Genomic DNA, 22,218 nt, shown 5'->3' with positions numbered 1-22,218 from the left:
CTTTACCTAAAGTGACTCCTTCATCATAATTCGCTTGTAAATCTTCAAAAGTATTGTCAGCCGGGATTTGTTCAGCATCTTGTTCACGTTTTTTTGTTTCTTTTTCAAATTATTCTTCTTTCGCACTGTCAGAATTTTTTTAGTCTCATTCGAATGATTACAGCCAACCAACGTCAACATAGATAAAGTAATGAGTCCAATCCTAAATTTTTTCATTTTTCTCTTGTTCTCCTAACTAAAATAAGCGTAAATTAACACAGAAAATGTTCAATTTCACTCTTTGTTAAATGGTAAGGCACTCAACATGAAAAAAGTGGTTTCTAACGAAAAATGGCTTATAATCTAATCATTCAATTAAAACGGAAAGAGGAATAAATATGAAACATGAAATGATTTCACCAAGTAAGGATTATCCATTCAAACTATTTTCTTTTACTTCAAGAAACCCTGATCGGTTAATTTCTACCCATTGGCATGAAAGTGCAGAATTATTGTACTGTCTAAAAGGAAACTTAGAAGTCCGTTTTCCACAGGTAACTTATTTGTTAGAACCAGGGGATACTTTATTTATCAACTCTAACATTATTCATTCATCGAGAAGTCCACGTCCAAATGAAGTTTTTGTGATGCAGTTTCCTCTAAAGTTTTTACAAGAAATGACGCAAAATCAGTATAATGACCAATTTGTATTTAATGTAATTCCCTTGAAGAAAAAAGATGAACGAATGCAAGCGTTACTAAATCAAATTTTTCAAGAGTATCAACTCAACGATTTGGCAACGAATTTACTAGTTAAGAGTCGGACGTTGGCTTTTTTAGCATTAGTGACAAAAGAGTACAGTATTCCTATAGCAACTAAAAAAACAATCAAAAGTTTGAAACATTTAGAACGATTGAAACAGGTGAATGATTATGTACTAGAAAACTACAATCAGTCATTAAAATTAGAGCAAGTGGCGGAAGTGTTCAACTATGATCCAGCTTATTTTTCCCGTTTTTTCAAAAAGTATATGGGTATTCCTTTTTCGGAGTACGTTAATACTGTTCGTTTAGAAAAAGCCTATTATCAATTGCGAGATACAGATATGACCGTTTTAGATATTGCGATGGCAAATGGTTTTCTCTCAGTGAAATCCTTCTACAATGTGTTTAAAAAAAATTACACCTTGTCTCCTCAACAATATCGGCAAAAATATTTCAAATAAAAAAGTCATTATTTTTCCGATTTGAAGACGAAATTCGCACAGAAAAAAAGGGGAATACTCAGTATACTAAAATTAAGTAAAGCGCTTACTGGATATTGAGAGGGGAAATAAACATGAAGAAAAAGTTGATCGGTTTTTTTGATAAGGTAAGTCCATTTTTTGATAAGATGGGAAATAATTCTTATCTTCAAGCCATTTCGGGTGCAATGATGTCAACGTTGGGTCCAGTATTTATCGGTTCGGTTGCGGTATTATTAGTTGTTTTTATGAATATGTCTAAAACGTTGCAAGGATTTACACAAGTTATTTCACTATTAGGGAAAGTCAATACCTTTACAATTGGTTCTCTGGCATTATATATTTCTGTTTTGATGGCTATAAATTTGGTTCGTAAATTAGATGAGAAAGAAGATTATGTTGCAGCTGGAATTATTTCATTGATGAGTTTTCTTTTGATTACACCATTGGATAAAACGGCTGATGATGTTGCAGCATTGCCAACTACTTGGTTAAGTGCGCAAGGTGTCTTCTCAGCAATGATCGTAGGATTAGTCGTAGGTCGCTTATTTATAGCAATCAAACGGAAAGGCTGGACGATCAAAATGCCAGAAGGCGTGCCACCAATGGTAACACGGATGTTTGAATCGTTGATTCCTACCGTATTGATTGGGATTTTATTTATTTTGATTGATTTTGGGTTTAGTATGACTTCATTTGGTAATATGCACCAGTTTGTTTACACCATTATTCAAGTGCCGCTAAAAGGAATCGGTGGTTCGATCGGAGCGATGATTGTTTTAAGTTTAATCCAACAAATGCTTTGGTTTTTCGGGATTCATGGGACAAATGTGATCTTGCCTTTAGTGACACCGTTGTGGATGGCGATGGATGTTGAAAATATGAATGCAGTAACGGCTGGTCAAGTGCCACCGAATATTGTGGGACTAGCATTTTTTAATATTATTACGTTTGGTGGTATGGCATTAGGGTTAGTGCTATTGATGTTGCGAGCAAAAAGTAAGCAGTATCGAGAAGTTGGGAAGATTTCCATCGTACCAGCATTGTTCGGAATCACTGAACCTGTGATTTTCGGAATGCCGTTAGTGTTGAATTTTGATTTAGCGATTCCGTTTATTTTCAATAATAGTATTGGGTTGATTTTAGCGTATGTCTTAACAAAAATCGGGCTGGTTTCAAAATTTGTCGGGGTACAAGCCATTTTTGGATTGCCGATCGGATTTCATGCAGCGGTTCAAGGCAGCATCTCTGTGATTATTTTACAGTTAGTGATTCAACTAGTATTGTCACCAATTCTTTGGTATCCGTGGTTCAAACGGTTAGATAAAAAAACGTACCTAAACGAACAAAGTGAAGAGGTGTAAAAATGGAAGAGAAAAAATTAAAAGAACTACTCAATTCATTGACTTGGGAAGAAAAAATCGGACAACTTGTTCAGTTGTCAGGGGACTTTTTCCATGCAGATGAATTAGCGGTTGGACCACAGAAAAAATTAGGAATCGATCAAAAAATCGTTGATCAAGTTGGTTCAGTGCTCAATGTCACCGGAGCGGATAAAACGAAGGAAATCCAAGAACGCTATTTAAAGAAAAGTAGACATAAAATTCCATTGCTGTTTATGGCGGATATTATTTATGGCTATCGTACGATTTTTCCGATTCCATTAGGATTAGGTGCTACTTGGAATCCAGAGTTGATCGAGCTTGCTTATCAACAGACAGCGGAAGAATCTAAGGCAGCGGGAGCGCATGTGACGTTTGCTCCGATGGTGGATCTAGTTCGTGATGCACGTTGGGGTCGATGTTTGGAATCTACTGGGGAAGATCCAGTATTAAATTCAGCCTTTGCCAGAGCAATGGTCACAGGATTACAAAAAGATCTACTAAATGGCGGTGGTATTGCGGCTTGTGTGAAACACTTTGCCGCATATGGCGCAGCAGAAGGTGGTCGTGAGTATAATACGGTTGATATGTCAGAACGTAGACTACGTCAAGATTATCTCCCTTCATATAAAGCGGCAGTTGACGCTGGTTGTCAATTAGTGATGACGTCTTTTAACACGTACGACGGTATGCCTGTAACAGGTAACAAGTTCCTTTTAGAAGATATTTTGCGCAAAGAATGGGGCTTTGACGGGGTAATCATATCTGATTATGCTGCTATTCAAGAGCTGATTGCACATGGTGTAGCTGTGAACGACCGTGAAGCGGCAAAATTAGCCATTGAAGCGACAACCGATATTGACATGAAAACACCATGCTATGCAAAAGAATTAGAACCGTTGATCGAAGCAGGGGAAATCAGTGCCGACTTAGTAGATCGATCAGTTTATCGTGTGTTGAAACTAAAAAATGATCTGGGGTTATTTGAAGATCCTTATCGTGGCGCAAGTTCTGAGCAGGAAGAGCAAGTCTTTTTAACAGAAGAAAAACGGCGATTAGCTAAAAAAGTTTCGTCTGAATCAATGGTATTACTGCAAAATAAACATGATATTTTACCGTTGAAGCCAAACAAGGAGAAAGTGCTGCTGGTAGGGCCTTACGGAGATAATCAAGAGCTGATCGGTTTATGGGCCGTTCATGGAAAACGGGAAGATGTCGTGACGATCAAAAAGGGATTCGAAAATTATCTTGATTCAGAGCATTTACTTTATACACAAGGCTGTGACATGTTGGAAGATTACACCTTTTTAGGTGAATTTGGAGCAACGAAAGATCAAATTGAGCAAATCGGTTTGAATGACCAAACAAAAGAACAAGAACTTACGAATGCCTTGGCACTAGCGAAACAAGCAGATACGATCGTGTTTGCATTAGGTGAACATACGATGCAAAGTGGTGAAGCAGGCAGTCGCACAGAAATTACTTTACCAAAAATTCAACAAGAGTTTTTACAAAAATTAACCGTCTGGAATAAAAAAACAGTCTTGATCGTCATTAGCGGCAGACCACTCGTTTTAACAAAAGAAGTCGAACAAGTAGACGCAATCATCCAAGCGTGGTTTCCTGGAACAGAAGGAGGAAATGCGTTAGCAGATATTATCTTTGGGCAAACAAATACAACGGGGCGTTTAAGTATGAGTTTTCCTTACTCCGTTGGACAATTACCGATTTATTATAGTGAGTTTAAAACGGGTCGTCCATTAACTAGTACGACGCACAAAGGGCGTTTTGTTTCCAAATATTTAGATAGCCCAAATGACCCATTATTTTCATTTGGCTATGGCTTATCTTATAGTCAAGTGGACTATTCTGGATTGACATTAAGCAGTAAAAAAATGGAAGAAACACTTGAAGTATCAGTCAAAGTGAAAAATAGCTCAGAGCGCACGACGGTTGAAACAGTCCAACTATATGTTCAAGATGTGACCGGCTCAGTTGTACGGCCTGTCAAAGAGTTGAAAGCATTCAAAAAGGTCGAACTTACTGCTGGTGAAGAAAAAGAGGTTGTCTTTACAGTAACAAGAGAGGACTTGAAATTTTACACAAAAGAGATGGTGTTTAAAGCAGAAGCAGGGGAATTTATCGTTTTTGTCGGTGCAAACGTAAAAGAAACGCAAGAACAATCATTTGAGTTAGTATGAGTAAGTTAGTATAAAAAGTTGAGACAAAGCGTATCACTTCAAGAAAGAATCCGCTGATTGTTCTCACCGTTTATTCGGATTTAGTGCCTTTGACAAAACGAATTGTTCGTTTTGTCAGGTGCTTTTTTTTTACATTCAAAAGCAAAAAGAGACTTGCAAAAAAAATAGTGAAATGGTACTCTTAATTTCTAATTGAGAATGATTTTCATTTTCAGTGAGAAGTGAGAGTATAAAGGAAGGTTCTTTTTATCATAAATTGAGTAGGGAATAGGAGGAATAAGATGGAAAAAAGTACAATTGAGCAAATCGTCAGAGAACGTAGAACGATTCGAACATTAACGAATCAAACGATCTCTCTAGAAACAATACATGATCTATTAGAAAGTGCCAGCTATGCACCTTATCACTCTAAAGAAGAGCCTTGGGAAGTGATAATTGTCAGTGAGGAACAAGAACGACAAGTATTTGTGAAAGAAATCATGAATAGTTACGATCGATTAGATATCTGGGCACGTTATGAGCAAGAGTATCTTGAAAAGGCTAAGAAGAGAACAGAGGACTATTTCTTAGATGTTCCTGTAACATTGATTGTAACGGCGCCTATTTGTGAAAGTGAAAAGTCGAACTTGGAAGCAATCAGTGCAGTATCAGCGTTTATTCAAAATTTTCAATTAGTAGCGTGGGCTCAGAAAATCGGAGTGACTTGGCGTACGATTCCAGTGATTTTTGATGAAGTATTCAAGCAAAATAGTGGTGTAGCAGCTGAGCGACAAATTATCGGATTACTTGATATTAGTTTCATAGATGAGAATATAAAAATACCTAAAAGCCGTAGAAAACCTGTAGCACAGTGGACGAAGGGCTTAAATGAAAAAGTAGCAGAAATGAATAAAGAGAACAAGGAATTGTGAGTTTCAGGTACACAGGAGGCGTATTTTTTTGCAGGCAATCAAGACAAATGATGGAAGGATCAAAGCGAAAACACAGCAATACTATCCATTGATCCTAGTATTTTTAGTAGCACTTATTTTTTTATCAATCGTCTATTCATTGATCAATGGACAGGCGAATATTTCTATTGAAGATATCGTTCAAATTCTTTTAACAAAAGTTTCTGGCGGTAGGTTAGGTTCATTGGATGGAATAACCAGTAACTCTGCGGTAAATATTATTTGGTTTGTGCGGACACCAAGAGTGATCTTAGCTGTTTTTGTTGGGATGGGCTTGGCGATTACGGGTGCTGTGATGCAAGCGGTCGTTCAAAATCCTTTGGCAGACCCTTACATTTTAGGGATCTCTTCAGGGGCTTCACTGGGTGCAACGTTTGCGATTCTTGTAGGGTTTGGGACAGGAAGTATTTTTTCTCAGTTTGGCTTGGCATTTGGCGCATTTGTCGGTGCAATGGCTGCGGCGTTTGGTGTGCTTGTTTTATCAGGAATTGGGGGGCGAATGACCTCTGTTAAGTTGGTTCTCTCTGGTTCAGTGATTGGTGCATTATGTAGTTCGATTTCAAGTTTTATTGTTTATCTAGCAAATAACGCAGAAGGCATGAAGACGGTGACGTTTTGGGCAATGGGAAGTTTAGCGTCTGCAAGTTGGAATAAATTAGGCGTATTATCAGTTGTGGTCGTATTGATCACGGGGTTCTTTTTGTTTCAGCATCGGATTTTAAACGTGATGTTGCTAGGAGATGAAGCAGCGATTACGTTAGGTGTTCCGTTGGCAAAATATCGTCAGTTGTATTTATTGTTGGCCGCTCTTTTGACAGGAGTGATTGTGGCGTATTCAGGGATGATTGGCTTTGTTGGTTTGATTATTCCTCATATCGTACGCGGGTTGATTGGTTCTGATCATAAACGATTACTACCGATTGTGGCATTGTCTGGTGCGCTGTTTATGATTTGGGCAGATGTCCTTTCTCGAATCATGATTCCAAACGTTGAGCTGCCGATCGGAATCATCACATCAGTGATCGGAGCACCACTGTTTATCTACATCATTGTCAAAAAAGGGTACAATTTCGGAGGCTAGCTATGGAACTAAAGGTAAACGATTTAGAAATCATGATCGGACAAGAGGCGATCGTTAAAAGTATTTCTTTTCAAACACAAAAAAAGCAATTTGTTGGCATCATTGGTGCAAACGGCTGTGGTAAATCCACGATGCTTAAAGGAATCTACAAAGGAATCAAACCGAAAGCCGGACGTGTTTTTTTAGATGATTTAGATCTTCTCGCTGTTTCTGAAAAGAAGGTGGCGCAAAAATTAGGTGTGGTCAATCAATTCAATGAATTGAACTTTGATTTAAGTGTCTTTCAAATGGTTTTACTGGGAAGAACCCCGCATAAAAAACTCTTAGAATCAGATACACAAGCGGACATCGATATCGTGATGGATGCTTTAGCCAAAACGAACTTAGTCAGTTATGCAGAACGAAGTTTTCTGTCTTTATCTGGTGGCGAGAAACAGCGTGTCATCTTAGCACGAACGATTGCTCAACAACCCAGTTATATGATTTTAGATGAACCGACCAATCATTTAGATATTCGTTATCAACTGGAAATATTAAGCTGTGTGAAAAACCTTGAAATAGGTGTTTTGGCAGCTCTCCATGATTTAGAATTGGCGGCACATTATTGTGATTATATTTATGCGATGAAAGCGGGTAAGATCATTGCGGAAGGGAAACCAGAAGAATTATTTACAGAACAATTGATCGAAGAGATTTACGGTGTTCATTGTACGATTTATAAAAATCCAGTAACGAATCGTTTAGGCTTCGCCTATTCATTAGAGTAGTTACTAGAGTTAAAATAGAAGAAGAGGATGCGTAAAAATGAAAAAAGCATTTATTATTAGTTTATTAGGTTTAGCGTTTATCACAGGATGTGGACAAAAGGAACAAAAAACAACTGAGAAGAATCAAAGCGAAGGATATCCTGTAACGGTTCAAAATTTTTCTAAAGCAGAAGGTGCAGAAAGCTGGCAAAAGAAAGAGCAAACGTTTGATAAGGTTCCAGAAAAAGTATTAGCGAATACGCAGCCAGCTGCAGAATTATTACTACATTTAGGATTGAAAGATAAAATCGTTGGTGTCGGTGCTGTGTTTGGCGAACCAGATAAAGCCGTTGAAAAAGAGTTTAATGAATTGAATCATTTATCGACGGACTATATCGGAAAAGAAATGGCTTTAAGCGTTGATCCAGATCTAGTCTATGGACGTGGCGGTTTATTTGATAACCAAGATTGGGGTGTCGGAACAGTTGATACACTGAATGATATGGGAATCAAAACGTTTGTCTTGAATTCTTCTGTCACAGGGGGCACATTTGAGTCTGTTTACGATGATATCGACAATTTAGGGAAAGTATTCAACGTAACGGAAAAAGCGGATGCGTTTAAATCAGAGCTAAAGGAACGCCAAGCAACTGTTGATAAAAAGCTGACTAAAATTAAAGAGGACCAAACATTTGCTTATCTGCACACTTCAGATCCAGAAGAATTATACGTTTATCCCGCAAATAATGAAACGTTTTTCAACGATATTTTCAAAATGGTGAAACTGGACAATGTGTTTAAAGACGAAAAAGGTGAAGTCAGTGTGGAGAAATTGATCGAAACTGATCCAGATGTCTTGATCGTAGCAGATTGGAGCACGATGAAAGGTGGAATTTCAGGAGACACAATGATCGATGCTGTACTGAAAAATCCAAAACTTTCAAGTATGAAAGCAGTTAAAAATAAAAAGGTTTATGCCGTTGATTATAATTATATGTTTGGTTATGGTTATCAATCATTAGATGGAATTGAAAAATTAGCGGACGAGATGTATCCTGAAAAATAATCAAAGTAACTGATGTAACGCTGAAAGAGCGATGTGTCAGTTTTTTTAGTTGAAAGATATCATTCGATTTTGCTAGGTATTGGAACCAGCATCTACCTTTTTGGTTTATTGGTATATAGTGTTCTAACATTTTACTTAGGAATAAAACAAGATAAGAAATGGTTTTATCCTTATCTTGTTTTAGTATTACTGTGTTTGGGTGCGCCGTTGCTATTGATTTTTTATCTAAACTATTTTGGGAAATAAAGTAGACGCCGCTCACTGCCTTTTTCATCCTCATCTCATAAGATTAAAGCATAACAAGAAGTTCAGTGTAAATGAATAATAACAAATAGTAATGAAGGCTAAGAATCCTACAGAATAAAGGTTTAATTTACCTTTTTAATAAAAAGAATTATGAGTGAAAAATGAAAACTAGTCTAGAAAAAAGTCGAAATTATGCTATACTGATTTTAGCTTAGTCATTCATTTTTAATGAGAAATTCAGTGGAATTTACTGAAAAAAATCAAGTGTTTGTACTGAAGCTTGACATCAATAATAGAGAAGTGGGTTTCAGAAAATTTACACAATATTTACTTCGATATTATGATAAATTTACACCATTAAAATACAATAGGTATAACTAGAACAGGAAAAGAATCAATTGTTTTAGTAAAGCCGAAATGCGAAGGGATGGAAAAAGTGAAAAAGAGAACGAAATTGTTAGGGTTGCTGTCTGTTATTGGTTTGAGTGTAGGGTTACTTACGGGATGTGGGTCAGGTAGTGATAAAAAAGCTTCAGATGATACGAAACCACTAGAATTACAATTTGTCCCAACCAACAACGATGGCTCAATGGAAGCAAAAGCGAAACCTTTCGCAAACTATTTATCAGAAAAATTAGGCCGTGATGTCAATGTTACACTAGCGACAGATTATTCAACGATCGTTGAAGCAATGGCATCAGGAAAAGTAGATATCGGGATCATGCCCCCATCAGCATATGTTCAAGCACGTAATCAAAAAGCTGCAACAGCGATTTTATCTTCTGAATTAGGTGCGTATAATCGTGAAACAGGGAAGCCAGAAGCGGATAAATTATCTAGCACTTTCAAAGGCGAAGTTCTTGTAAGAGCAGATAGCGGAATCGATTCATTAAAAGACTTAAAAGGCAAAAAGATTGCTAGTTTAAGCCCAAATTCAGCAAGTGGATACATTTATCCAGTTGTTGAAATGAAAGAAGAAGGGATTGACCCAACGAAAGATGTTACGTTAACAACCGTTAATGATATCCCAAGTGAAATCACAGCAGTTTTAAATGGTCAACAAGATGCTTGTTTTGTGTTTGAAGGCGCACGTAATGTGTTTGCTTCAAAATTTGAAAAAGATGATTTATTTAAAGAGTTAAAAGTGTTGTATCTGACAAAAGGAGATATTCCAAATGATGCAATCGCTGTTCAACCGAAAATGGATAAAGACTTACAAGCTAAAGTCAAAGACGTTTTCTTGGCAATGCCTAAAGATACAGAAGGTGCTGAAGCGATGGCTATGTGGGGACACAAAGGCTATGTAGAAGCTGATGATAAAAATTACGATACAGTAGAAGACTATACAGAAAAAGCAGCAGAATAAAGCTTTGCTAGATTAATGAGTGACTGAAAAGCTGAACGTAATTTGTTCAGCTTTTCTATTTATTTGAATAAAAAGGAGAAATCATGATTCAGTTTGAAAATGTAACAAAAACCTATAATAACGGAGTCAAAGGGCTTAAAAATATTAATTTAACGATCAATGACGGTGAGTTTGTTTCAGTAATCGGATTAAGTGGGGCTGGGAAAAGTACGTTATTGCGTTCGATTAATCGTTTAAATGAAATCAGTGAAGGCAATATCACCATTGATGGCGTTTCGATCACGAAAGCCAATAAAAGAGATTTACGCAGAATTCGCAGAAATATTGGGATGATTTTCCAGCATTTTAACTTAGTGAAAAAAAGTTCTGTACAAAAAAATGTTATTTCAGGAAGATTAGGTTATTATTCAACATTTAAGAGTATTTTCGGAATTTTTTCAAAAGAGGATTACGCATTAGTCAATGATGCGTTAGGTCGTGTCGGCTTAGCGGACAAGCTTCATTCAAGAAGTGATGAATTAAGTGGTGGGCAACAGCAACGTGTGTCAATCGCAAGAACTCTAGTGCAACAAGCTTCAATCATTTTAGCGGATGAACCAGTTGCTTCACTAGACCCCATTACAACACAAAAAATCATGAAGGACTTGAAAAAAATCAATCAGGAATTGAATCATACAGTAGTAATCAATCTTCACTCGGTTGATTTAGCTCGTGAGTTTTCAAGCCGTATCATTGGTTTGCGTGATGGTGAAGTGGTGTTTGACGGAACAGCTGCGGAGGCGACAGATGAAGTGTTGACCAGTATTTATGGTGCGGATATTTTGAAACAAACTGAAGGTGTGGCGTAATGAAGTTAAAAGATACGATTCACCGCGATTTATATAAACATCTATTTATTGTGGCTTTGGTTCTTTTGTGCGTATTTTCGAGTGCGAAAGTAACAGGAGCACAGATGGCAGATGTTTTTAATAACCTAGATCAGATGGGGATTTTTTTACAGCGCTTCCTTAGTCCAGACTGGAGTTATATCCCGAAAATCATTGAGCCGATGTTAAAGACAATCAAAATGTCGGTTGTTGGGACAACGCTTGGCGTAGTTTTTGCCGTTCCGTTCGCTTTTCTAGCAACAACAGTCGTGACAAGAAACTTTTTTGTAACAACAATCATTCGTTTTTTAATGAGTATTGTTCGAACAATTCCTAATTTGTTGTTGGCAGCTTTGTTTGTTGCTATGTTTGGGATTGGTGAGTTTACTGGGGTTTTAACGATTGCTGTATTTACATTTGGGATGGTTTCCCAGCTCGTTTATGAAGCCATTGAAACCATCGATCATGGACCAATCGAAGCTGCTGAATCTGTAGGTGCTACAAAAACACAGATTGCATTTTGGTCGATTGCTCCGCAAATATCGCATCAAGTAGCTAGTTATTCTTTGTATGCATTTGAAGTCAATATTCGAGCTTCTACGATTTTAGGGTATGTTGGAGCTGGAGGAATCGGTGTGATCTTGAATTCTTCGTTAAGCTTAATGCGTTATGATCGTGTGTCGATTATTATCTTGTCTATTCTAGTTGTAGTGATCACGATCGACTGGATAAGTGAAATTATCAGAAAGAGGTTGGTATAATGAGCACAAATCGAAAATTAAAAAGCTATTTGCCAATTATCGTTGTGTTAGCGATCATTCTGTATTCAGCAGCAGGTATTGATTATTCGGAAGCAGGAAATATGTCATTCGATATGGTTAAATCTGTTCTTTCTGGATTATTCCAACCAGATTGGGGATATGTCTATGATGGTAGTGGAGAAGATTTACTAAGTTTGTTGTTGTTAACAATCGGCATTGCTTTTTTAGGAACAGTGATTGCGACTGTCTTGGCATTACCATTAACGTTTATCAGTGCACATAATCTATGGAAATCAAATACGATCGTTTCTAAAATCGGGAAATTTATATGTAATGTATTAAGAGCATTTCCAGAGCTTGTGTATGCCATTATTTTTGTAAAAATGGTTGGACCGGGCCCTTTTGCTGGAGTCTTGGCAATCGGTGTTCATCAAATCGGAATGCTAGGCAAGTTATATACAGAAGAAATCGAGTCAATGGATGAAGCACCAGTAGAATCAATGACAGCTGTTGGAGCTAATTTTTGGCAAACGATGTTTTACGCACGTTTACCACAATTGATCCCGACGTTTTTATCATTAGCATTAAATCACTTTGAAATCGCAGTTCGTAGTGCGGCTACACTTGGTTTAGTTGGTGCTGGTGGTATCGGTGCACCTATGATTTTTGCGATTCAATCAAGAGCGTGGGATAAAGTTGGGATTATTTTATTTGGGATCATCATTACAGTTTTCTTAATTGATGCTGTTACTGGTTATCTACGTAAAAAACTACAGTAATTCGTGAGGATAAAAAAATGGATGAATTAACAATACTAAGTACAACAGACGTCCATGGTTTTTTGACAGCGACTGCACAAAAAGAGAGCGGAATCTGCTCTCTTTCTGCAATTGCTGAAGATTATCATGAACCAATTTTGATTGACAATGGTGATTTTTTAGTCGGTAGTCCTCAGGCTACTTTTTTTAATACAACTTTCGAGGTTTCTCCTTTGATTGAGCTGGCAAATAAAATTGGATTTGATGTCATGGTTCCAGGAAATCATGATTTTGATTATGGTATTGCCTTTTTGAAACGTCAGGCTGCGGCTTTTCAGGGAAAATATGTTTGTGCAAATGTATTAGATGGTTCGGATGAGTTGATATTTGAACCCTATACCATCATTGAACGCGGTGAAGTCAAAGTTGGTGTTATTGGTGTAATAACGAGTGCGATGCCGCAAATAACAGATTATGATCAAATTAAAGACTTGAAGTTTATCAATGTAGTTGAAAGCTTAAAAAAATGGGTGCCGATTGTACGTGAGCAGGTAGACATCGTAGTCGTTAGCTATCATGGCGGGATTGAACGCGATATGGTCACTGGGCAGCCGACTCAGTATGATACAGGGGAAGACCAAACCTATCGAATCATTCGTGAGGTAGCAGGAATTGATGGGGTGATATGTGGTCACCAACATCGCGTAAATGCAGGCCTATTAAACAATACGGCATTTGTGCAACCAGGATATCGTGGGAATTATATTGGAGAATTGACGTTTTCATTTCAAGACCATCAAGTAATGAATAAAAAGGCACAATTGATCGATACCCAGAAATATCCTGTAGTAGGTAGCTCTATATACAAGGAAGCTGACTATGAAAAATGGTTAGATGAAGAGCTTGATTTAAGCTATTTTGATCACTATTTAAGAAAAAAAGTCCCAGGTACGTTTTATGCTGTAAGACTTAAAGGGACAACAAACCGAGCATTCTTAGAAAGTTTTACGGCGCCTTATACCCTTTCAACGTATCATCTATCAGCGTCTGAACTAGAAGGATTTTTAGAACTAAAGTTGATTAAAGGATTGCAGGTAGAAAACAAACAAATAATTCCGAAACAACCAGACTATCGCATAACAACTAATACGTCTATTTTCCCAAGTTATCGTCTGGAAGTGACGTATATTTACAATATTTTCGATGAATATATTGCTAGTGTAAATAAATGGATGAAAAGAGAATGACATAATCAAAAGCGGGGTGAACTAAAATGAAACAAGCACTAAAAATTTATTATACATCAGATGTCCATGGCTATTTATTTCCAACAAACTATGCTGACAAACAAGAAAAAGAGATGGGGCTTTTAAAGTGCATTCCCAATTTTCAAAAAGATGAAAACACATTGATCATTGATGGTGGTGATATGCTACAAGGGTCGGCTATGGCAACCTATTGTCAGGATCATCCAGAAGAAGGCTTTCCTCAAGCTAAAGTTTTAAATCATGCTGGATATGACTTTGTGACATTAGGAAATCATGATGTTAATTATGGTACAAGTTATTTGTATCGATATTTGGAAGAACTTGATGCGACGTGTGTCTGCGAGAATATATTTGATGCGAGTGGGAATGAGAGTAAATATCCATGGAAAATTAAAACCTTAGCCAATGGGTTAAAAGTTGGTATTGTTGGTGTGGTGACGGATTATATCAATGTTTGGGAAAAAGCTGAGAATATCCAAGATATCACAGTAAATGCCCCGTTTGCTGCAGCAAAACAGGCGTTAGCAGAAATTAAACCTCAAGTTGATTTAACGATTTGTATTTATCATGGTGGTTTTGAAAGAGATGTAAAATCAGGAGAAATTTTGTCTAAAACGAGTGAAAATGTTGGGTACAAAATCTGTAAGGAACTTGATTTTGATTTATTATTGACAGGTCATCAGCATTTACTGATCGAAGGTCAGTTTTTACATGGCACTTATATTGTTCAGCCTACATCTAATGCAATGACCTATTTTGAAATTCACATTGAAAAAGAACAAAACAACATGAACATAACTTCATCCATAGGCAGACCAACTCATTTACCAGAATCTGATTTACTAGAGCAATTACGACCATTAGAAATGAAGGTTCAAAGCTGGTTAGATCGCGCAATCGGTAAGTTAGATCGAGATGCCTTGGCAAGTGAAAAACTAGAGATGGCGTTAACAGGAAGTCCCGTTGTAGAATTGATCGGTGCTGTTCAATTACAAGAAAGTAATGCGCAAATTACAGTAGTTTCTTTAGCTAATACAACACCAGGATTCCATAAGGATGTAACAATGCGAGATATTATCGCGTCGTATCCCTATACCAATCAATTGATTACATTAAAAATCAATGGCGCGCAGTTAAAACAAGTTATAGATAAAAATGCAGATTATTTTGCGTTAGATGAGCAGGGTGAAATAATCATTTCGCCAACTTACTTATATCCTAAAGTCGAACATTATCATTTTGATTTTTATGTTGGTATTGATTATGTGATCGATCTTTGTAAGAACAAGGGAGAACGAGTAACAGAGCTGTATTATAAAGGTCAAATAGTTCAAGAAGAGGACGAATTTACGATTGCGTTAAGTGACTATCGAGCAAGTGGCGGTGGCGGATTTGACACATACAAAGAGTGCGAAGTGATCAATGAAGGGGCCAAAGAAATCGTAGAATCTATTGTGACGTACATTGAATCAAAAAAAGAAATAGTGATACCTCATCAATTAAATTACAAAATAATCCACTCTTGTAATTAAGAAATCATACACTAAAAAAGCGATACAAAGCTGTCTGTTATCAGTTTTGTATCGCTTTTTTATCAACGTGGATAGACTAATAATTAAATTATGTAGGGGAAAATAGTGACTTATTGCAATGATAATACTTGTCCAATATAAACCGTAGAATCTGTTAAATTGTTTTTCAACATTAAATCTTGAAGAGACAATTTGTTGCGCTCCGCAATTACAGAAAGCGTATCTCCTGATTGGACGGTATACGTAGTTGCGCTAGGCTGTGCTGTAGAAGGCTCTGTTGAGCGCTCAGTCTGTTGCACTGCAACTTCTGATGAAGAGGGAATCGTCGATTCAACTTTATCTGAAGAACTTTGTGCAATAGATGTAGATTCGCTGGTTGTACTTGTTTGTGTAGCACTTTCTCGAACAGGAACATTTTGTTCTGTGGTATTCGTGGTTGCTACCGAATTGTTAGTTCTTTGGCCATTATCAAGTTGATTGATTTGTTTTTCGATAGTGTCTAAATGTTCTTCTTGTTTGGCGTTTGATTGAACGTTTAAAAATAGTAAAAGGCCCAATACAAGTGTATTTATAAATAATAATAAAATAACAGTTATAACAGCCTTTTTTGATGTTGCTGCTGGACGTTGTTGTTTTCGCCGTGAGTATTCTTCTTCCAAATGTGTTCACTCCTTTTATAATAGATTAGCTAAATAAATACCTTAAACAAAGCAATATTAGTATATCATAATCTTGCGGTACTCTCAAAGTGTAAAATATATAACGGTAGTTAGGCTGATTTTATAAAATAAGGATTAATTGAAATAAAAAAACAATAAAGTATGAAAAAATATTTTTTATTTTGAATAAATAATTTATTTGTATCGTTGTTAGGAGTATATTTGTAATAAGTTTATTTTTTTGTTTTTTTCGAAACTTATTTATAAAGTCAAATGTTGAAGTAAAATAATAATTGTGGTAAATACTAGTAGAATTCCTCTTGTTAAGATTATAATAGAAAGAGAAAATAAGCATAGAATTTGAACGTGAAGGATACATTTCGAGTTCGTGCAATCAAACTGGAGGGAACGAAGATGGAGCATAAACAACTAGATCAATTTCCAAAAGATTTTTTATGGGGCAGTGCATCTGCGGCCTATCAAGTAGAAGGCGCTTGGAACGAAGCAGGGAAAGGTATTTCAGTCTGGGATGAATTTGTTCGTATTCCAGGTAAAACATTCAAAGGTACAAATGGAGATGTAGCGGTCGATCATTATCATCGTTATAAAGAAGATGTCGCTTTAATGAAAGAACAAGGATTGAAAGCTTATCGTTTTTCAGTAGCTTGGACGCGGATTTTTCCGAATGGGCGAGGAGAAATCAATCAAGCTGGGTTACAATTTTATATTAACTTAGTCGATGAACTGATCAAAAATCAAATCGAACCTGTTTTGACGTTGTATCACTGGGACTTGCCTCAAGTACTTCAAGACGAATATCAAGGTTGGGAATCTAGAAAAATCGTTGAAGATTTTACCAATTATGCGACCGTTTTATTTGAAGCCTTTCGTGGAAAAGTAAAATATTGGGTCAGTTTAAATGAACAAAATATTTTTATCAGTCATGGCTATTTGATGGCATCGCATCCGCCGGCAGTAAGTGATCCAAAACGCATGTATCAAGCCAATCACTATGCTAACCTTGCCAATGCTTCTGTTATCAAAAAGTTCCATGAAATGGGGATGCCAGGTGGGATTGGTCCAAGTTTTGCTTATGGCCCAAACTATGCGTTAGATAGTGATCCAAAAAATGTGTTAGCAGCAGAAGATTCAGAAGACTTGAATGCGCATTTTTGGATGGATGTTTATTTATTTGGGAAATATCCGATTGCAGCGATGAAAATGCTAAATGAGCAAGGTCTAGCACCTACGATAGAAGTTGGCGATGAAGAACTATTAGCAGCAGGGAAACCAGATTTTCTAGGAATCAATTATTATCAAACCAACACCGTCGTCTTTAATCCACTAGATGGTGTTGGACTTGGAAAAATGAATACGACAGGTGAAAAAGGGTCTACAGAAGAATCTGGTCTTCCAGGTGTTTTCAAACGAGTTGAAAATCCGTTTGTAGAAAGAACCAATTGGGATTGGGAAATCGATCCAGAAGGGCTGCGAATCGGACTTAGAAGAATTACCAGCCGTTATCGAATCCCTGTATTGATTACTGAAAACGGACTTGGAGAATATGATAAATTAACTGATGATAAAGAAATTCACGATGATTATCGTATCGACTATTTAAATCGTCATGTACATGCAATCAGAGAAGCCATAACAGATGGTGTGGATGTTTTAGGGTATTGTACATGGTCGTACACAGATTTGTTGAGCTGGTTGAATGGGTATCAAAAACGCTATGGTTTTGTTTATGTAGAGCAAGATGAAAAACAAGATGGTAGTTTGAATCGCTATAAAAAAGATAGCTTTTACTGGTATCAAAAAATCATTCAAGAAAATGGAAGCAATGTTTAGCCGAAAGTACTGATTCTTGTTATGATAGTTGACGTGTATTGAATAAGGAAAATCCATTATTGAGTAAGCTTTTGAAAAAGTTGAGAAATAAAGGAGGACGTTACGATGAAGAAATTTGATCTGATCATCATAGGTAGTGGCCCTGGTGGCATGGCGGCAGCATACGATTTATCTGCTACAGGAAAACAGGTTGCTGTGGTAGAAGCAGATCTTTGGGGTGGCACGTGTCCTAATCGAGGTTGTGAGCCTAAAAAAATCCTTTATGGTGCTGTTGAGGCGAGAGATAATCTGCTTCAATTAAAGGGTCACGGATTTGATACAACAGCAGAAATAAATTGGCGTGATTTATTGGCATTTAAAGAGACCTTTACTCAAGCTGTACCGAGTGAACAAAAGTCTGGGCTCAAACAGTCTGGTATTCAAACGATTACAGGAACTGCTCAATTTAAAGACAAACATACGATCATTGTAGGTACGGAGAGTTATCAGGCAGATCAATTTATCATCGCCACAGGACAGAAACCAGCGATTTTGTCCATTCAAGGAAAAGACAATTTTGATACGAGTACTGAGTTTTTAAACATGAAAGAATTACCTGAAAAAATCGTATTCGTTGGGGGCGGCTATATTTCTTTTGAATTAGCGAATATTGCGAACAGCTGTGGTAGTGAGGTACATGTAGTTCATCATAATGATAACCCCTTAAAAGGGTTTGATGCGTCATTGACAAAAGAGTTGATCAGAAATCTTATAAGTCGTGGAATCCAGTTTCATTTTAATGAGTCTGTTGAGGAAATCAAAAAAGAAGACCAACGTTTTGAAGTCAGGTTGACTAGTCAAAAAACAATAGAAGTAGATCGGGTATTTTGTGCAACTGGGCGTATTCCAAATGTTGAAAGTTTAAACTTAGAGGAAATCGGTGTGGACTATACGCATAGAGGAATCAAGGTAAACGAAAACTTACAAACAAATGTGGAAACTATTTATGCACTAGGAGATTGTGTAGACAAGAATACGCCTAAATTGACGCCAGTCGCTAGTTTTGAAGGAAGTTACCTTGCTAAGTTTTTGAGTGGGAAAGAGAACGCTAAAATCAACTACCCTGTTATACCAACGATTATTTTTAGTTCGCCAAAATTGGCTCAAGTTGGATTAACAGATAAAGAAACCGAAGAAAATGAGAAATACGCAGTGGAGAGTTTAGATTTATCTCAATGGTCTACGTATAAACATCTCAATGAATCGTTAGTCAAAGCTAAAATTGTGACTGAAAAAGCGACAGGAATCATCGTTGGAGCGACAGTATTAGGGAATGAAGCAGATCAATTAATCAACTTGTTTACGTTGATGATCAATCAACGAATAATGGCTGATAAAGTGAATGAGCTGATTCTGTTGTATCCAACCGTCTCAAGTGATGTAAGTTATCTTTATTAACTATAAATACAGATCAAAGAACGTGAGCCGATCTCAAAAAGTTAGACTAAAAATCTAATTTTTGAAGGTCGGTATTTTTATGGTTTATTAAAAAAATAGTTGACTTGCCATATGGGGTACGTAATAATAGAATAATTACTTTATAGGTAGCTGAAAATCGTACGTAAAAATCTGATTCATCAATAAAATTTATTGATTGTATAAAAATAAAGCATTAGATATTATAGACGATTCTTCTTAAACTATAGATAGTGAAATGTTGAGCAAAGTTAATTTTAAACAGCTAGGAGAATGGCAATGGACACAAAGAAAAAAAATTATACCCCTTTGATAGGCTCTTTATATACGAATTTTATTTTTCAAGGAATGGCGGCGATCATCTTATCGCAAAATCTCAATGCATTGATGGATAGTTGGCAAGCAACAGTACAACAAGTGACTTTAGTCATCAGTGGTATTGGGTTAGGACGAGTACTGATTTTGTATTTTGCAGGATATTTTTCGGATAAATTTGGCCGCAAGAAAACCGTACAATTAGGAATCATTAGTTATTTGATCTTTTTTATTGGTATCTTGATTAGTCAAAATTATTTACAAGGTCTCTTTTTCGCGTTATTTGCTGGATTCAGTAATGCCTTTTTAGACACGAGTACCTATCCAACCTTGATGGAAGCTTATCCAAACGAAAAAGATAATAGTTCGCTTAGTGTTTTGAACAAGGCATTTATTTCTTTAGGACAGTTTATTTTACCGCTGTTAACAAGATTTATGCTAAATCACGGCATTTATTATGGTCTTGTTTTTATAGGGTGTGCGTTAGGTTTATTCCTTAATTTACTTTATATATCTAGATTGGGCTTTCCTGAAAGGGAGTCAGTGGTTGAAAAAGAATCAGAAACCCTGAAAGAAGAAGCGAATGTCAAAGGTAAACAGCCACTATTTAAAGTCGAAGGCTTGGCATTATTGATTTTTAGTTTTACGTGTGTATCCACATTCAATATTTTTATCTTATGGGTCCCAACCTTTGCAGAATCACTAAATCTTATGAATCATTCAAACAGTCTCGTTTTAGTTAGTGCGTACAGTATTGGTTCGTTTGCTTCAGTATTCTTGACGTCATTGATTGTAAAACGAGGTGTGGCACCGACGCTGTTACTTGTTTGGTGTACATTGGTTTCGTTATTCTTGCTAATCGGTATGACACTGTTTCCAAGTGTCCCAATGTTTTTGATTGGTTCAATCGGTATTGGTGTATTTGCTGCAGGAGGGATTTGGCAGTTAGGACTAGCGGTCTTGCTAGAGTTGTTTTCAAAAGGAAAAGGGCGAATCACAAGCTATTATTCAATCGCAACATCAGTATCTGTGATGGTTATCCCTTATATTACAGGACAATTGGAAAAGATAAATGTCTCATTGATTTTCGGTTTAAACATTGCGTTGACAGCGATAGGTGTAGTTGCGGCAATGATCATCCGTTATCGTTATAAAAAAGTAATGAATGAATGTCAGACGAGTGATAAAGTCAGTGTTGAGTTAAAAGAAATTGTGGAATAATAAATGAAACCAAACTAAAAAGCAATGGACGTCCGAAGTGTAGTGACGTCCATTGCTTTTTAGTTTTTGCTATTACCCGATCAAATTGACTAAAATCCCTGTAATAAAAACGGAAGTGATCGTAACGGTTGAAAATCCTGCGATAACCATCTTAGGCAATATCTGACCTTCGATCAAGGCGATTTCTTCAGGCGTTCCATTGATACTTTTAGCCGCTTCTTGGCTTAAAATCATCGTGCCAGGGAAACCATACAGTGAAGTTAGACCAATCGCAATCGACATGGATAAACTGTAGCCAAGAAACTTACCAGCAATAGCTGCAAATAACACATTTCCTGTAACACCAACTAAAAATGAAAGCGTTAGTGGCAAGATCAAGTCAATTAAGTCATGAATAGAAATCGTTGCTAAAGGACCAAAGATAATAATCAGAATGGCAAGCATCATCAAACCATAAGCGTCAATACCATTTAGTATATTCGGTTTAAAGATATTTAACTCTCTTAACGCAATCCCGAACAGCAAGCAAAGAATAAAGGTATTGATCATACCGTTTGTTAAATTATTAACGAGTGTAGCCAACAAAACAGTAACACCAACAACAAAAAGTGTACCAGCTGTTGTATGGAAAAGCTCAGGTAAACGCGTCTTTTTCGGTGTTGTTTCTTCTATTTTTTCAGTGCTGGTAAACGCAGCAGGATTTTCTTGATATTCTTGATGCAGTCGATTGGCTTCTTTTCTTAAAATCAATGAGGTCAATGGAAAACCAATCAATCCCTGAAATGCAGAAATCAAAACAGGTAAGACAGCTACAGATAATAGCCCAGCGGCTATAGCAGCATCTTGAACCATAATGATTGAAATTGTTCCACCAGAAATTGCGCCAATTGCTGCAATCGCATAACTTTGGTCTTCAAATAAAGGGCCAACCAATAATAAAGCTGCAACGATCCCCAGTGTTGCGGCGACGCCAATTAAAAAGGTTCGCCATTGTTGTTTAAATTCGTTCAAACTAATTGTTGTACCGAGGTGGACGAGGATAAAACCGACTACAGTGCTCCCTAATGCTAATAATGATGAACTAGGCAATAAATCTTCTGGAAACAAGTTTGTTTTAAATCCAATCAAAAAAATCAATGAGGCAATCAATAATGTTGAGAGTAACGACTTTGTCTTTTTCGAAATATAATCACTAACTGTCCAAACCAACATAATTATCGTAAACGCTAACACAGAATTCATACTATAGATCTCCTTTTTAAAAAGTTATT

The 22,218-nt window shown here is 36.7% G+C and carries 18 protein-coding genes; 16 read left to right on the top strand and 2 right to left on the bottom strand.

Annotated elements, in window-relative coordinates:
- Positions 1-377: 377 nt before the first annotated feature.
- From I586_RS10525 to I586_RS10465, 13 genes are all read left to right on the top strand, one after another.
- Positions 378-1,205 (top strand): AraC family transcriptional regulator, encoded by an 828-nt coding sequence (locus I586_RS10525; protein WP_010766136.1) that lies wholly within the window; start codon positions 378-380, stop codon positions 1,203-1,205.
- A 113-nt stretch (positions 1,206-1,318) separates the two neighbouring features.
- A complete protein-coding gene (locus tag I586_RS10520) occupies positions 1,319-2,587 on the top strand; it encodes a PTS sugar transporter subunit IIC (protein WP_010766135.1) in 1,269 nt (422 codons plus the stop codon).
- Between the two features lie 2 nt (positions 2,588-2,589).
- Positions 2,590-4,806, top strand: coding sequence for a beta-glucosidase BglX (bglX, locus tag I586_RS10515; protein WP_010766134.1), 2,217 nt, complete (start codon positions 2,590-2,592; stop codon positions 4,804-4,806).
- 281 nt (positions 4,807-5,087) lie between these two features.
- Positions 5,088-5,717, top strand: a complete 630-nt coding sequence (locus tag I586_RS10510) for a nitroreductase family protein (RefSeq protein ID WP_010766133.1) — start codon at positions 5,088-5,090, stop codon at positions 5,715-5,717.
- A 28-nt stretch (positions 5,718-5,745) separates the two neighbouring features.
- Positions 5,746-6,837 carry a FecCD family ABC transporter permease gene (locus I586_RS10505; RefSeq protein ID WP_010766132.1) on the top strand — a complete coding sequence of 364 codons (1,092 nt, stop codon included), beginning with the start codon at positions 5,746-5,748 and terminating at the stop codon, positions 6,835-6,837.
- 2 nt (positions 6,838-6,839) lie between these two features.
- Positions 6,840-7,604, top strand: a complete 765-nt coding sequence (locus I586_RS10500; RefSeq protein WP_010766131.1) for an ABC transporter ATP-binding protein — start codon at positions 6,840-6,842, stop codon at positions 7,602-7,604.
- Between the two features lie 37 nt (positions 7,605-7,641).
- Positions 7,642-8,649, top strand: a complete 1,008-nt coding sequence (locus I586_RS10495) for an ABC transporter substrate-binding protein (protein WP_010766130.1) — start codon at positions 7,642-7,644, stop codon at positions 8,647-8,649.
- 673 nt (positions 8,650-9,322) lie between these two features.
- Positions 9,323-10,261 carry a phosphate/phosphite/phosphonate ABC transporter substrate-binding protein gene (locus I586_RS10490; protein WP_034702350.1) on the top strand — a complete coding sequence of 313 codons (939 nt, stop codon included), beginning with the start codon at positions 9,323-9,325 and terminating at the stop codon, positions 10,259-10,261.
- Positions 10,262-10,344: 83 nt separating this feature from the next.
- Positions 10,345-11,109 carry a phosphonate ABC transporter ATP-binding protein gene (gene phnC / locus I586_RS10485; RefSeq protein ID WP_010766127.1) on the top strand — a complete coding sequence of 255 codons (765 nt, stop codon included), beginning with the start codon at positions 10,345-10,347 and terminating at the stop codon, positions 11,107-11,109.
- Positions 11,109-11,888 carry a phosphonate ABC transporter, permease protein PhnE gene (gene phnE / locus I586_RS10480; RefSeq protein WP_010766126.1) on the top strand — a complete coding sequence of 260 codons (780 nt, stop codon included), beginning with the start codon at positions 11,109-11,111 and terminating at the stop codon, positions 11,886-11,888. Before phnC ends, phnE (I586_RS10480) begins: the two co-directional genes overlap by 1 nt.
- Positions 11,888-12,667 carry a phosphonate ABC transporter, permease protein PhnE gene (phnE, locus tag I586_RS10475; protein WP_010766125.1) on the top strand — a complete coding sequence of 260 codons (780 nt, stop codon included), beginning with the start codon at positions 11,888-11,890 and terminating at the stop codon, positions 12,665-12,667. Before phnE (I586_RS10480) ends, phnE (I586_RS10475) begins: the two co-directional genes overlap by 1 nt.
- A 17-nt stretch (positions 12,668-12,684) precedes the next feature.
- Complete coding sequence (locus I586_RS10470) at positions 12,685-13,893, top strand: metallophosphoesterase (RefSeq protein WP_010766124.1); 1,209 nt, start codon at positions 12,685-12,687, stop codon at positions 13,891-13,893.
- Positions 13,894-13,919: 26 nt separating this feature from the next.
- A complete protein-coding gene (locus tag I586_RS10465) occupies positions 13,920-15,446 on the top strand; it encodes a bifunctional metallophosphatase/5'-nucleotidase (RefSeq protein ID WP_010766123.1) in 1,527 nt (508 codons plus the stop codon).
- 110 nt (positions 15,447-15,556) lie between these two features.
- On the opposite strand, the gene I586_RS10460 is transcribed toward I586_RS10465, so the two are convergent.
- Positions 15,557-16,105 carry a LysM peptidoglycan-binding domain-containing protein gene (locus I586_RS10460; protein ID WP_010766122.1) on the bottom strand — a complete coding sequence of 183 codons (549 nt, stop codon included), beginning with the start codon at positions 16,103-16,105 and terminating at the stop codon, positions 15,557-15,559.
- A 414-nt stretch (positions 16,106-16,519) separates the two neighbouring features.
- Between I586_RS10460 and I586_RS10455 the strand changes: the two genes are divergently transcribed.
- The 3 genes from I586_RS10455 (at position 16,520) to I586_RS10445 (ending at position 20,947) form a co-directional block, all read left to right on the top strand.
- Positions 16,520-17,956 carry a glycoside hydrolase family 1 protein gene (locus I586_RS10455; protein WP_010766121.1) on the top strand — a complete coding sequence of 479 codons (1,437 nt, stop codon included), beginning with the start codon at positions 16,520-16,522 and terminating at the stop codon, positions 17,954-17,956.
- A 105-nt stretch (positions 17,957-18,061) separates the two neighbouring features.
- Positions 18,062-19,393, top strand: coding sequence for a dihydrolipoyl dehydrogenase family protein (locus I586_RS10450; protein WP_010766120.1), 1,332 nt, complete (start codon positions 18,062-18,064; stop codon positions 19,391-19,393).
- Positions 19,394-19,690: 297 nt separating this feature from the next.
- A complete protein-coding gene (locus I586_RS10445) occupies positions 19,691-20,947 on the top strand; it encodes an MFS transporter (RefSeq protein ID WP_010766119.1) in 1,257 nt (418 codons plus the stop codon).
- Positions 20,948-21,019: 72 nt separating this feature from the next.
- On the opposite strand, the gene I586_RS10440 is transcribed toward I586_RS10445, so the two are convergent.
- Positions 21,020-22,189 carry a hypothetical protein gene (locus tag I586_RS10440; RefSeq protein WP_010766118.1) on the bottom strand — a complete coding sequence of 390 codons (1,170 nt, stop codon included), beginning with the start codon at positions 22,187-22,189 and terminating at the stop codon, positions 21,020-21,022.
- Positions 22,190-22,218: the final 29 nt, after the last annotated feature.

This window comes from Enterococcus moraviensis ATCC BAA-383, from assembly GCF_000407445.1.
Lineage (GTDB): Bacteria > Bacillota > Bacilli > Lactobacillales > Enterococcaceae > Enterococcus_L > Enterococcus_L moraviensis.
Note: the sequence above shows the minus strand (reverse complement) of the source record. Positions and strands in the feature narration are given on the sequence as shown.